We start from the raw sequence: 13469 nt of genomic DNA, 5'->3' as shown, positions 1-13469 counted from the left end.
GCGCCCGACCATGCACGTCACGCATCTGTCGCTGGCCGACTTCCGCTCGTACGCCCGGGTCGAGGTTCCGCTCGACCCGGGCGTCACGGCCTTCGTCGGCCCCAACGGGCAGGGCAAGACGAACCTGGTCGAGGCGGTCGGCTATCTCGCCACCCTCGGCAGCCACCGCGTCTCCTCCGACGCGCCCCTGGTCCGTATGGGCGCCGACCGCGCGATCGTCCGGGCGCAGGTGCGGCAGGGCGAGCGGCAGCAGCTGGTCGAGCTGGAGCTGAACCCGGGCAAGGCGAACCGGGCCCGTATCAACAGGTCCTCGCAGGTCAGGCCGCGTGATGTGCTCGGGATCGTCAGGACCGTCCTCTTCGCTCCCGAGGACCTCGCCCTGGTCAAGGGTGACCCCGGGGAGCGGCGTCGCTTCCTCGACGAGCTGATCACCGCCCGCTCCCCGCGCATGGCGGGTGTGCGTTCCGACTACGAACGGGTGCTCAAGCAGCGCAACACGCTGCTGAAGTCGGCCGCGCTCGCGCGTCGGCACGGTGGCCGGTCCATGGATCTGTCCACCCTCGACGTGTGGGACCAGCACCTCGCGCGCGTGGGTGCCGAGCTGCTCGCCCAGCGGCTCGATCTGATCGCCGCGATCCAGCCGCTGGCCGACAAGGCGTACGAGCAGCTGGCGCCCGGCGGTGGGCCGATCGCCCTGGAGTACAAGCCGTCGGCGCCCGGTGAGGCGCACACGCGCGAGGATCTCCATGAGCAGCTGATGGCGGCGCTCGCGGAGGCCCGTAAGCAGGAGATCGAGCGGGGTGTGACCCTGGTCGGTCCCCATAGAGACGATCTGCTGCTCAAACTCGGTCAGCTGCCCGCGAAGGGGTACGCCTCGCACGGGGAGTCCTGGTCGTACGCGCTGGCGTTGCGGCTCGCGTCGTACGACCTGCTCCGTGCGGAGGGCAATGAGCCGGTGCTGATCCTCGACGACGTGTTCGCCGAGCTGGACACCCGGCGCCGGGAGCGGCTGGCGGAGCTGGTGGCGCCCGGGGAGCAGGTACTGGTGACGGCGGCGGTGGACGACGACGTACCGCATCTGCTGGCCGGGGCGCGGTACTCGGTGGCGGGTGGGGTGGTGGAGCGCGCGTGAGCACTGAAGAGCCTCAGAAGACACCCGAGCCCTCCGGCATCGACCTCGCGCGCGTGGCGCTCAGAGCGGCCAAGGAGCAGGCACGCGCGCGGGGGGACGCGGCGCAGCAGAAGAAGCAGGCGCGGCGGGGCGGGCTGCGCTCCGGCGCGCGCGCCGACGGGCGCGACCCGATGGCGCTGGGGTCGGCGATCAACCGGCTGATCAGCGATCGGGGCTGGGAGGCGCCGGCGGCGGTCGGCGGGGTGATGGGGCGCTGGCCGGAGATCGTCGGGGAGAACCTCGCCAAGCACTGTGTGCCGCAGAAGTACGACGAGGACGAGCGGGTGCTGGTCGTGCAGTGCGACTCCACGGCGTGGGCGACCCAGCTGCGTCACCTCGCGCCCGCTCTGGTCGCCCGCCTCAACGAGGACCTGGGTCAGGGCAGTGTGCGGATGATCAAAGTGCTCAACCCTGGTGGTCCCCCGCGGCGCTACGGTCCGCTGCGTGCCCCGGGCAGCACAGGCCCTGGTGACACCTACGGATGACCCCGCAAACCTGTGGGTGACAGACATCACATCGACGGCCGTCGGCGGTCCTCCGGGACCCTCGGCGGCCGTCGTGTCGTACGGCCGCACGCGGTTGCGAATTGCGACCTGACTCCCAAGTAGCCAAGGGTTGACAGTCCGAAGCGCTGGGAGCCTCTGTGAGCCTCTTGGAGCCCTGCTCCGTATATGGGGACCCGGGAGAGGAGGATTCAGGGCGGCACATGAGGACTCAGGTACCGGCAAACCCCCATCACTGTCGGCGCTACCGGTAGACTGGAAGCCAATCCCGCCCCACTCGTGGGGACCGTCCGGGACAAGCTGAGCAACGCTGATCAAGGCTTACCAACGCAACATGCCGCAGCCGCTCCGGCAACCCGCCGAAGAGCTTGGCTCGTGCTGTGCCAGAAAGGGCGCTTCGTGGCCGATTCCGGCAACCCCAACGAGAACATCCCGTCCACCGCCGCAGGCGCGCACGGCGAGGTCACCGCCTCGTACGACGCCAGCGCCATCACCGTCCTCGAGGGTCTGGACGCGGTTCGCAAGCGACCCGGTATGTATATCGGCTCGACGGGCGAGCGCGGCCTGCACCACCTGGTGCAGGAGGTCGTCGACAACTCGGTCGACGAGGCGCTGGCCGGTCACGCGGACACCATCGACGTGACGATCCTGGCCGACGGCGGTGTGCGGGTCGTCGACAACGGCCGTGGCATCCCGGTGGGCATCCACCCGGTGGAGAAGAAGCCGGCCGTCGAGGTCGTGCTCACCGTGCTGCACGCGGGCGGCAAGTTCGGCGGCGGCGGGTACGCCGTCTCCGGTGGTCTGCACGGCGTCGGCGTGTCCGTCGTGAACGCGCTTTCCACCAAGCTCTCGGTCGACATCAAGACCGACGGCTACCGGTGGACGCAGGACTACAAGGGCGGCGCCCCGACCGCGCCCCTGGAGCAGCACGAAGCGACGAAGGAGACCGGTACCACGGTCACCTTCTGGGCCGACCCGGACATCTTCGAGACCACGGTGTACTCCTTCGAGACGCTGTCGCGGCGTTTCCAGGAGATGGCGTTCCTCAACAAGGGCCTGCGCATCAACCTCACCGACGAGCGTGAGTCGGCGAAGGCCACCGCCGGTGCGGACGAGGCGGGCGAGGACGAGAAGCACGAGGTCAAGACCGTCTCGTACCACTACGAGGGCGGCATCGTCGACTTCGTGAAGTACCTCAACTCCCGCAAGGGAGAGCCGGTCCACCCCTCCATCATCGACCTCGAGGCCGAGGACAAGGAGCGCAACCTCTCGCTCGAGGTCGCGATGCAGTGGAACAGCGGCTACACCGAGGGCGTGTACTCGTTCGCCAACATCATCCACACGCATGAGGGCGGTACGCACGAAGAGGGCTTCCGCGCGGCGCTGACGAACCTGATCAACAAGTACGCGCGCGACAAGAAGCTGCTCCGCGAGAAGGACGACAACCTCACGGGTGACGACATCCGCGAGGGTCTGACGGCGATCATCTCGATCAAGCTGAGCGAGCCGCAGTTCGAGGGCCAGACGAAGACCAAGCTGGGCAACACGGAGGCGAAGACCTTCGTGCAGAAGGCCGTCTACGAGCACCTCAACGACTGGCTGGACCGCAACCCGGTCGAGGCCGCGGACATCATCCGCAAGGGCATCCAGGCGGCCACCGCGCGCGTGGCGGCCCGCAAGGCCCGTGACCTGACGCGTCGTAAGGGCCTGCTGGAGTCGGCGTCGCTGCCGGGCAAGCTGAGCGACTGCCAGTCCAACGACCCCACCAAGTGCGAGATCTTCATCGTCGAGGGTGACTCCGCCGGCGGCTCGGCCAAGTCCGGCCGCAACCCGCAGTACCAGGCGATCCTCCCGATCCGAGGCAAGATCCTCAACGTCGAGAAGGCGCGGATCGACAAGATCCTGCAGAACCAGGAGATCCAGGCGCTGATCTCGGCCTTCGGCACGGGTGTGCACGAGGACTTCGACATCGAGAAGCTCCGCTATCACAAGATCATCTTGATGGCGGACGCCGACGTCGACGGTCAGCACATCTCCACCCTGCTGCTGACGTTCCTGTTCCGCTTCATGCGGCCGCTGGTCGAGGCCGGGCACGTGTACCTCTCCCGTCCGCCGCTCTACAAGATCAAGTGGGGCCGGGACGACATCGAGTACGCCTACTCGGACCGCGAGCGGGACGCGCTCCTGGAGATGGGGCGCCAGCGCGGCAAGCGGGTCCGTGAGGACTCGATCCAGCGCTTCAAGGGTCTCGGCGAGATGAACGCCGAGGAGCTGCGCGTGACGACCATGGACGTCGAGCACCGCGTCCTCGGTCAGGTCACCCTCGACGACGCCGCCCAGGCCGACGACCTGTTCTCGGTCCTCATGGGCGAGGACGTCGAGGCCCGCCGCGCGTTCATCCAGCGCAACGCCAAGGACGTCCGCTTCCTCGACATCTGAGTCGGTCTCAGCTGACCGCACCAGGAAGGATCTTCACCAGCAATGGCCGACGAGAACACTCCTGTCACCCCTGAAGAGGGCGGCGACGTCGTCATGCGGATCGAGCCCGTCGGGCTCGAGACCGAGATGCAGCGCTCGTACCTCGACTACGCGATGTCCGTCATCGTGGCCCGCGCGCTGCCGGACGTCCGGGACGGTCTCAAGCCCGTCCACCGGCGCGTCCTGTACGCGATGTACGACGGCGGCTACCGGCCCGAGCGCGGCTTCTACAAGTGCGCGCGCGTGGTCGGCGACGTCATGGGCAACTACCACCCCCACGGCGACTCCTCCATCTACGACGCCCTGGTCCGCCTCGCCCAGCCGTGGTCGATGCGGATGCCGCTCGTGGACTCCAACGGCAACTTCGGCTCTCCGGGCAACGACCCGGCGGCGGCCATGCGCTACACCGAGTGCAAGATGGCGCCGCTGTCGATGGAGATGGTCCGTGACATCGACGAGGAGACCGTCGACTTCACGGACAACTACGACGGCCGCTCCCAGGAGCCGACCGTCCTGCCGGCCCGCTTCCCGAACCTGCTGATCAACGGCTCGGCCGGTATCGCGGTCGGTATGGCGACCAACATCCCGCCGCACAACCTGCGCGAGGTCGCGGCCGGTGCCCAGTGGTACCTGGAGAACCCGGAGGCCTCGCACGAGGAGCTCCTGGACGCCCTCATCGAGCGCATCAAGGGCCCGGACTTCCCGACCGGCGCGCTCGTCGTCGGCCGCAAGGGCATCGAGGAGGCGTACCGCACGGGCCGTGGCTCGATCACCATGCGGGCGGTCGTCGAGGTCGAGGAGATCCAGAACCGCCAGTGCCTGGTGGTCACGCAGCTGCCGTACCAGACCAACCCCGACAACCTCGCGCAGAAGATCGCCGACCTGGTGAAGGACGGCAAGGTCGGCGGTATCGCGGACGTCCGCGACGAGTCCAGCTCGCGTACCGGCCAGCGTCTGGTCATCGTCCTGAAGCGGGACGGGGTCGCGAAGGTCGTACTGAACAACCTGTACAAGCACACGGACCTTCAGTCGAACTTCAGCGCCAACATGCTGGCCCTGGTCGACGGTGTGCCGCGCACCCTCTCGCTGGACGCGTTCATCCGCCACTGGGTGACGCACCAGATCGAGGTCATCGTCCGCCGGACGAAGTTCCGGCTGCGCAAGGCCGAGGAGCGGGCGCACATCCTGCGCGGTCTGCTCAAGGCCCTGGACGCGATCGACGAGGTCATCGCGCTGATCCGGGCGAGCGACACGGTCGACATCGCGCGCACGGGCCTGATGCAGCTCCTGGAGATCGACGAGATCCAGGCCAACGCCATCCTGGAGATGCAGCTGCGCCGACTGGCCGCCCTGGAGCGCCAGAAGATCATCCAGGAGCACGACGAACTCCAGGCGAAGATCGCCGAGTACAACGAGATCCTGGCCTCGCCGGTCCGCCAGCGCGGCATCGTCAGCGCGGAACTCGCCGCGATCGTCGAGAAGTTCGGCGACGACCGCAAGACCATGCTGGTGCCCTACGACGGCGACATGTCCATCGAGGACCTGATCGCGGAAGAGGACATCGTCGTCACGGTCTCGCGCGGCGGTTACGTCAAGCGCACCAAGACCGTCGACTACCGCGCCCAGAAGCGCGGCGGCAAGGGCGTGCGCGGCACGAAGCTCAAGGAAGACGACATCGTCGACCACTTCTTCGTGTCCACGACCCACCACTGGCTGCTGTTCTTCACCAACAAGGGCCGCGTCTACCGGGCGAAGGCGTACGAGCTGCCGGACGCCGGCCGTGACGCGCGTGGACAGCACGTCGCGAATTTGCTGGCCTTCCAGCCGGACGAGGCGATCGCCGAGATCCTCGCCATCCGCAACTACGAGGTTGCGCCGTATCTGATCCTGGCCACCAAGGGTGGTCTGGTGAAGAAGACGGCTCTGAAGGATTACGATTCGCCGCGTTCCGGAGGTGTCATCGCGATCAACCTCAGGGAAACGGACGACGGTTCGGACGACGAACTGATCGGCGCCGAGCTCGTTTCGGCCGAGGACGATCTGCTTCTGATCAGCAAGAAGGCGCAGTCGATCAGGTTCACGGCCACGGACGAAGCACTCCGTCCCATGGGCCGCGCCACCTCGGGTGTCAAGGGCATGAGTTTCCGTGAGGGAGACGAGCTGCTCTCGATGAATGTTGTTCGACCCGGTACGTTCGTGTTCACTGCCACAGACGGTGGGTACGCGAAGCGGACCGCCGTCGACGAGTACCGCGTCCAGGGTCGCGGCGGCCTCGGCATCAAGGCCGCCAAGATCGTGGAGGACCGGGGTTCCCTCGTCGGCGCGCTGGTGGTCGAGGAGACCGACGAGATCCTCGCCATCACACTGGGCGGCGGTGTGATTCGTACGCGAGTCAACGAGGTCAGGGAGACGGGCCGTGACACCATGGGCGTCCAACTGATCAACCTGGGCAAGCGCGATGCCGTCGTCGGTATCGCACGTAACGCCGAGGCGGGACGCGAGGCGGAGGAGGTCGACGGCGAGGACGCCGTCGACGAGACCGCCGAGGGTGCCGCGACCACCGGCACGGACGAGGGCGAGGCGCCCTCGGCCGAGTAGCACGAGGAGTGAGTCACGTGAGCGGAGCCACGGGCGCCGGCCCGTCCAGTACCCCTTCCGGTACGGACACGGACGACGGCGGTCGTGGCTCCGCCGCGCGTACGACCGACGCGCGCACCACGGACGGGCGGGCGACAGATTCGCACACGACCCAGCTCAAAGCGATCAAGTCGCCCGCGAAGGACTCTCCCTCGCTCGACTCGCATGGATCCCAGGGGGGAACTGTGACGGACCGCGGTCCGCAGACCCAGCAGTACGCGGCCGGCGGGGGCGCGGCCGCTCCGGGCGGTCAGCCCCAGCCGTCGGCCCAGCAGCAGGCGCCGTCGCCGCTGCCGGGTGAACGCCGGCCGGAGCAGGCCGCGGGGCCCTATCACCCGCCGCAGGCCTACCCGGCGCAGGCCGCCGCCACCGGCGCCGTACGCCGGCCGCGCACCGGGGCGCGCACCACGCCGCGCACCCGCAAGGCGCGGCTGCGGGTGGCGAAGGCCGACCCGTGGTCGGTGATGAAGGTCAGCTTCCTGCTCTCCATCGCGCTCGGCATCTGCACGATCGTCGCGGCCGCCGTGCTGTGGATGGTCATGGACGCGATGGGCGTCTTCTCGACCGTCGGCGGCACGATCTCCGAGGCGACCGGCTCGAACGAGTCCAACGGCTTCGACCTGCAGTCGTTCCTGTCGCTGCCGAACGTCCTGCTGTTCACGTCGATCATCGCGGTCATCGACGTCGTCCTCGCGACGGCCCTCGCGACGCTCGGCGCCTTCATCTACAACCTCTCCGCGGGCTTCGTCGGCGGCGTCGAGCTGACGCTCGCCGAGGACGAGTGACCGGCCCCGACTATCGATTTTGGGACTGCCCCGGTCGTGCGCTAATCTTCAGGAGTCAGCGCGCGGGACACACACCGCAGAGCGCGGCGGGGCTATAGCTCAGTTGGTTAGAGCGCATCCCTGATAAGGATGAGGCCACAGGTTCAAATCCTGTTAGCCCCACAGATCGAAGAACCCCAGTCGATACGACTGGGGTTCTTTCGTGTGCCTGAATCCGGGTACGAAAGAACCCGGTCGCTGGCGACGGGGGATGCACCAGCGACCGGGCTATGGCCAAGGCTAACAACGTCAGGCGTCGCATGGGGGCTCATACGGCAGACGAGGCAGGTACTCGTGCCATTTGCCGGGGGTCAGGACGCCGTGGGTGGCCGCGCAGATGTGATGGACCGCCGAGTCGGTGTCGAGGTTCCACAGGCGGACGGTGTCGACGCCGCTGGAGACGCCGAGCATGTCACCGCGCGGGCTGAAGGCGAGGAAGCTGCCGGTCCGGCCGTTGGGGCTCATCGCCTGGCCGATGGGGGTGGTGAGGGCGGGGTCGGTGACGTCCCAGGCGCGGATCGTGTTGTCGTTGCCGCCGCTCGCCAGGGTGTCGCCGTCCGGGCTGAAGGTCAGGGACACGATCGCCTCGGTGTGACCGGTGAGCGGTTCGCCGAGCGGGGCCGCGTCGCCGGGGTCGGTGATGTTCCACAGGCGGACCGTGTCGTCGTCGCCGGCGCTGGCCAGCGTACGGCCGTCGGGGCTGTAGGCGAGGGCGTCGATGGGGCCGGAGTGGCCGGTGAGCGGTTTGCCGAGCGGGGTGGGGCGCCCCGGGTCGGTGACGTTCCACAGGCGGACGGTGTCGTCGGCGCTGCCGCTGGCCAGCGTACGGCCGTCGGGGCTGAAGAGAAGGGAGTTGACGTACCCCTTGTGCCCGGTGAGCGGGGCGCCGAGGCGGGTGAGGTGGGCGGGGTCGGCGACGTCCCACAGCTGGATCGTGCGGTCGTCGTGGGCGGTCGCCAGGAGACGGCCGTCCGGGCTGAAGGCCAGTGCCTCCGGGCCCGGGAAACGGGTCTGGAGGAGCACCGGGCTGCCGTAGGGGACCGGGCGGCCGGGGTCGGAGACGTTCCACAGCTGCACCGCGTGACTGCCCGTCAGGACCGCCAGGGTGCGGCCGCCGGGGGCGAAGGCCAGCGCCCGGACGTCGCCCTCCCCCGGCCGGAAGGGCCGGGACAGCAGCGCGGGCCGGTCGGGGTCGGCGACGTTCCACAGGCGGATGTTCTCGTCGCGGGCCGCGGTGGCGAGGACGCGGCCGTCGGGGCGGAACGCGCCGAGCCTGCCGGTCATGTCCGAGGTGGGGATCGACCACAGACGGACCTTGTTGTCGCCGTTGCCGGTGGCGAGGGTGCGGCCGTCGGGGCTGAAGCCGAGGGCGTACATCTCCCCGCTCGCGCCGGACAGCGCCTCCCCTATCTGGGAGGGGGAGGCGGGGTTGGCGACGTTCCACAGGCTCGCCGTGCTGTCCGCGCTGGCGGCGGCGAGGCGCTTGCCGTCGGGGCTGAACGCCACCGACCAGACGGGGCCGGTGTGCCCGGTCAGCGGAGTGCCCAGCGGACCGGGGCGACGCGGGTCGGCCACGTCCCACAGTCGTACGGTGTCGTCCGTGCTGCCGCTGGCGAGGGTGCGGCCGTCCGGGCTGAACGCCACGGAGTGGATGAGGCCGTTGTGCCCGGTCAGCGGGTCGGCGAGGGCCTCGGGACGGCGCCGGTCGGTCACGTTCCACAGCCGGATCGTGTCGTCGTCGCCCCCGGCCGCCAGGGTTCGCCCGTCGGGGCTGAACGCCACGGAACGCACGGCCGCGGTGGAGCCGGTCAGCGGCTTGCCGAGCGGTGTGGGACGGGCCGGGTCCGTCATGTCCCACAGGCGGACGGTGTGATCGTCGCCGGCGGACGCCAGCGTGCGGCCGTCGGGACTGAAGGTCACCAGGTAGATCGTGCCGTCGTGGCCGGTCAGGGGCGTGCCCAGGGAACGCGGGTGGCTCGGCCGCCGTACGTCCCACAGACGGATCGTTCCGTCGTCCGAGGCGCTGGCCAGGGTGTGGCCGTCCGGGCTGAAGACCGCGCTGCTGACCCAGCTCGTGTGTCCGGTCAGGGGCCGGCCGAGCGGCTTGGGGCGGGCCGGGTCGGAGACGTCCCACAGGCGGACGGTGCGGTCGTAGCTGGCGGTGGCCAGGGTGCGGCCGTCCGGGCTGAACGAGGTGAGGTAGACGGCGCCGGTGTGGCCGAGCAGGGGGGTGGCCAGCGGGGCGTTCGCCGTGGACAGCAGGCGGCTGCGGGCGCCCTCGTCGCCGCCGCGCAGCCGGTGCGCCACCAGGGCGAGCTGGGCGGAGAGCGAGGGGTCGGTGTCCTCGAAGCGGTCCGCCTCGGCGACCACCTGCTCGAAGACGGCGTCGTCCCGCTGCTTCCACGCGATCACCGCCGCGCACACGGCCACCAGGGTCAGCGCCAGCAGCGCCGAGATCGCCGCCCGGCTGATCCACACCGTGCGCCGGCGCAGCCGTACCGAGGCCGCCAGGAACTCCACCGCGCTGCGGGTCAGGAAGGTGTCGCCGGCCGACTTCGCCCAGGTGTGGGCCTGTTCGAGGCGTGAGCCGCGGTAGAGGAGCGCGGAGTCCCGCTCGGAGCCCTCCCAGGACCTGCCGTCCTCCTCCAGGCGCTGGCGCAGCAGATTGCCGTTGCGGTCCTCGTCGATCCAGTCGCGCAGCCGCGGCCAGGCGTGCAGGAGCGCCTCGTGGGTGATCTCCACGGTCTCCGCGTCCAGCGTCACCAGCCGGGCCCGGACCAGCGCTTCCAGAGACTCCTCGGTCTTGTCCGGATCCGTCGACTCCGCCGCCAACTGGCGCCGCGTGCCACGCCGACGGGTGGCCTGGGTGTCCTCGCTGAGCCGGACCAGCCGTAGCAGAAGCAGCCGCGCGGCGGTACGGGCCGCCGGGTCCAGGCCCGACCAGGCGCGCTCCGCCGTCGCCGCCACCGCGCCCTGGATACCGCCCGCGGCGCGATACCCGGCCAGCGTCAGCCGACCCGACTTGCGGCGCTGCCAGGTCGCCAGCAGCGCGTGGGAGAGCAGCGGCAGCACCCCCGCGTCATGCGCCCCGCGCGGCCCGTCGGCGCTCACCTCCCGCACGATCAGCTCCGCGAGCCCCGACTCCAGCTCAAGCCCCACGGCCTTCGCCGGGGCGGTGACCGCCTCGCGCAGCTCCGTGCTGGTCAGCGGCCCGAGCACCATGTGCCGGTGCTGGAGAGCGTCGGCCAGTTCGGGATAGGCGAGGCACTGCTCGTAGAAGTCGGCGCGGATCCCGAGGACGACCAGTACCGGAGCCGGATCGTCGGGATCTTCCGGACGAGCCGGATGGTCCGGGCCGTCGCCGGGTGCGGACGCGGCGTGCAGCAGCTGGACGAACGTGCGGCGGTCCGTCTCGTCGGCGCAGAGGGTGAACGTCTCTTCGAACTGGTCGACGATCAGGACCGGCCGGGTGTCGCCGGACCCGCCGTCGCCGTCGGCCCACGCGCGCACGGAGTCCCGTACGGCCCGGGCGAAGCCGGGTTCCGCGGGGTCCGGTACGGCCGTGAGCGCGGGGACACGACGGGTCAGCTCCGCGAGCGGGTCGGAGCCCGGCACGAGTTGGACCACCTCTCGGCCCGCCTCGGTCAGCGCCGGCACCAGACCGGCGTTGAGCAGGGAGGACTTCCCGGCTCCCGAGGCGCCCACGAGCATGACCAGCCCCCCGGTCCGCTCGGCTGCGAGGAGCTGGGTGAGGAGGGCGTCGGTGCTGCGTTCCCGGCCGAAGAACCAGCGGGCGTCCTCACGGCGGTACGAGGCGAGGCCCCGGTAGGGGCAGACACCGGCCGTGGGCGGGGGCGGAGTCTCGGCCGGCGGGCGCTCCTCGTCGCCGGAGCCGGTGAGCGCCTGCTCCCACAGGCGCTGCCAGTGGGTGAGGTCGTAGAGACCGGTGGAGGCGGGGGTGGGCTGGGCGCGGCGCGCCTGGGGTATGAGGATGTGCAGGACGGCCGCGAGGGCGGTGAACTGTGCGGGGACGTTCCTGGCCCGGCGCCAGTCGCTGATCCGCTGCGCGGAGACGCGTACGGGACGCCCCCGCTCGTCGACCCGCTGGAGGCGTACGACCGCCTCGGACACGCTCTTGAGCGGTGGGTTGCCGGCCTCCCGGTACAGCAGCGCGAGGCGTTCCGCGAAGGCCGTGCGTGCCCCTGAGTCGGAACTCAAGGCCCCCACCCCTTACTTCCCTCGCTGCTGGACATCCGGACCGGAAAACTCACTCTATAGGGCTGACCTGCGGAAAAGTCGATCCCTCAGGTCCGGAACCTCCCCGGCGACGGCACCAAGGGGCAGGATCAGGCCACGACAACGCGGTTGACTGTGCGTTGCCTGAGCTTCCGCCGGAGTAATCACCGGCCGCATCCGGACTGCCATGTTCCGGCCCATGCCCGGCGCACGCCGCCCTGGCGTGGGCCGACGCTCCGCCCCACAGTTCGGCACCGGTCCCCACGAGGGGAGGGACCGGTGCCGGACGATGGGGTTCGCGGCTAACTCGGACGGGGCTGAATCCAGCCCGCCGCTCGCGCCGCCTCCACGGCGTCCTTCTCGGCCTGTTCCGCCGCCGCGTTCAGGACGGGGTCACGTCCCGCCGCGCTGCCGCCCGCGGCCGCGGCTGCGGCTTGGGACGCCTTCACCGCCGTATGGAAGGCCGCGTTGAAGGCGGCTTTGGAGGCGGGTTTGGAGGCGGCTTTGGAGGCTGCGCCGGTGGCCGCGTGGGAGGCCGCTTCCGAGCCGTTGTCGTTCTCGTCGTCGTGGGTCTGTGCCGCTTGTGCCGCCAGGGCCGCCGCGGCGGCGACGTTGCGGGCGCAGCGGGCGTCCGCGGCCGGGTCGGGGGCGGTGGTGGAGGCGGCGAGGGCGCTCAGTGACTGGGCGGACAGGCGCAGGGAGTGGGCGGCGCGGCCCGCCGGGCTCTTCGGTACGAGCTCGACGGCGTCCGGGCCGATGCCCGCGTGCCGGCAGGCGGCCTCGGCACGGGCGTAGGCGCTGCGGGCGCGGTCGGCGTGGCTTCTTCTGAGGGTCTCCGTCAGGGGTGCCGTGGAGGCCTGCGGCTCGTCGCGGAGTTCTGGCATGTGCCCCTCCTCGTCGGCGGGTGCCGGGCGCGGGCAGTGTGCCATGGGGGCCGTGAAGAGAACAGAAGCGTGGGGGCAGGGGCGTCAGGGGCGGCGGGTCTGGATATCTGACGGAGCGTCAGTTATGGTCCCGTCCCGTACCGCTCCCCCGGGGGCGAACAAGGGTCGAGCAGGGGTCGAGCAGGGGTTGAGGAAGGGGTGAGTGCAGTGGGGACACGTCCGCTCAGTCCGCAGCCGGCGGGGGAACCGCGTTGGGTGGCGATGTTCCACCGGCCCTCCACGGGCGGCTGGTGGATGGCCGCCGAGTCGCCTTACCGCGCCCCCGTGCTGTACGCCGTGGGCGAGATGAGCCAGACGATGCGGGCGCGGGGGGAAGAGGTGACGGTCGAGGTCTGGGGGCCTGGGAAGGGCGGCGGCTGGCAGTCCGCCGCCGCTGCCGAGGCTTCCGTTGCGTCCGCCTCGCCCGCTTCACCCGATGTGCCCGACGCTTCGGAGACTTCTGAGGAACCTGCCGCTGCCGTGGGCAGGGCGCCGGACAGGCTCGCCGAGCGCATGCAGGACCGTCGGCATCAGGTCCTGATGGCGGGGCTGAGCAAAGCGGGACGGTACGACCTCACGCCGGACGACCTGGACGCCGTACAGACCCTGGTCGACCGGCTCGACGAGACGACCCTGCGCACGGTGGCCCGATGGTTCGCCGGTCCTGAGGGAGGGCACTGACCCTCCTGGGAGGGAG

Annotated in this window: 8 protein-coding genes and 1 tRNA gene; 7 read left to right on the top strand and 2 right to left on the bottom strand. The window is 70.4% G+C overall.

The genetic code is table 11. The annotated features are described in order from the left end of the window. Positions 1 to 10: 10 nt before the first annotated feature. The 6 genes from recF (at position 11) to ACIHIX_RS11655 (ending at position 7736) form a co-directional block, all read left to right on the top strand. Positions 11 to 1132 carry a DNA replication/repair protein RecF gene (gene recF / locus ACIHIX_RS11680; RefSeq protein WP_399953313.1) on the top strand — a complete coding sequence of 374 codons (1122 nt, stop codon included), beginning with the start codon at positions 11 to 13 and terminating at the stop codon, positions 1130 to 1132. Then, positions 1129 to 1656 carry a DUF721 domain-containing protein gene (locus ACIHIX_RS11675; protein ID WP_399953311.1) on the top strand — a complete coding sequence of 176 codons (528 nt, stop codon included), beginning with the start codon at positions 1129 to 1131 and terminating at the stop codon, positions 1654 to 1656. Before recF ends, ACIHIX_RS11675 begins: the two co-directional genes overlap by 4 nt. Before the next feature lie 393 nt (positions 1657 to 2049). After that, a complete protein-coding gene (gene gyrB / locus ACIHIX_RS11670; protein WP_399953308.1) occupies positions 2050 to 4113 on the top strand; it encodes a DNA topoisomerase (ATP-hydrolyzing) subunit B in 2064 nt (687 codons plus the stop codon). 42 nt (positions 4114 to 4155) lie between these two features. Further along, the gene (gene gyrA, locus ACIHIX_RS11665) at positions 4156 to 6750 is read left to right on the top strand and encodes a DNA gyrase subunit A (protein ID WP_399953306.1); all 2595 of its coding nucleotides are present in this window, start codon (positions 4156 to 4158) and stop codon (positions 6748 to 6750) included. A 17-nt stretch (positions 6751 to 6767) separates the two neighbouring features. Continuing rightward, positions 6768 to 7574, top strand: coding sequence for a DUF3566 domain-containing protein (locus ACIHIX_RS11660; RefSeq protein WP_399953303.1), 807 nt, complete (start codon positions 6768 to 6770; stop codon positions 7572 to 7574). Between the two features lie 88 nt (positions 7575 to 7662). Continuing rightward, positions 7663 to 7736 (top strand) — tRNA-Ile (locus ACIHIX_RS11655). 126 nt (positions 7737 to 7862) lie between these two features. Here ACIHIX_RS11655 and ACIHIX_RS11650 read toward each other — a convergent pair. Continuing rightward, positions 7863 to 11840 (bottom strand): hypothetical protein, encoded by a 3978-nt coding sequence (locus ACIHIX_RS11650; RefSeq protein ID WP_399953300.1) that lies wholly within the window; start codon positions 11838 to 11840, stop codon positions 7863 to 7865. A 311-nt stretch (positions 11841 to 12151) separates the two neighbouring features. Beyond that, positions 12152 to 12733: a hypothetical protein gene (locus tag ACIHIX_RS11645; RefSeq protein WP_399953297.1), complete on the bottom strand. Its 582-nt coding sequence runs from the start codon at positions 12731 to 12733 to the stop codon at positions 12152 to 12154. A 261-nt stretch (positions 12734 to 12994) separates the two neighbouring features. Here ACIHIX_RS11645 and ACIHIX_RS11640 point away from each other — a divergent pair, with 261 nt between their 5' ends. Then, complete coding sequence (locus ACIHIX_RS11640) at positions 12995 to 13453, top strand: hypothetical protein (RefSeq protein WP_399953790.1); 459 nt, start codon at positions 12995 to 12997, stop codon at positions 13451 to 13453. The last annotated feature ends 16 nt before the right edge of the window (positions 13454 to 13469 follow it).

Source organism: Streptomyces sp. NPDC051913 (genome assembly GCF_044593635.1).
GTDB lineage: Bacteria > Actinomycetota > Actinomycetes > Streptomycetales > Streptomycetaceae > Streptomyces.
Note: the sequence above shows the minus strand (reverse complement) of the source record. Positions and strands in the feature narration are given on the sequence as shown.

Coding starts and splice junctions, on each gene's coding strand:
- recF (WP_399953313.1), top strand. CDS start 11: ATGCACGTCACGCATCTGTCGCTGGCCGACTTCCGCTCGTACGCCCGG.
- ACIHIX_RS11640 (WP_399953790.1), top strand. CDS start 12,995: ATGTTCCACCGGCCCTCCACGGGCGGCTGGTGGATGGCCGCCGAGTCG.
- ACIHIX_RS11645 (WP_399953297.1), bottom strand. CDS start 12,733: ATGCCAGAACTCCGCGACGAGCCGCAGGCCTCCACGGCACCCCTGACG.
- gyrA (WP_399953306.1), top strand. CDS start 4,156: ATGGCCGACGAGAACACTCCTGTCACCCCTGAAGAGGGCGGCGACGTC.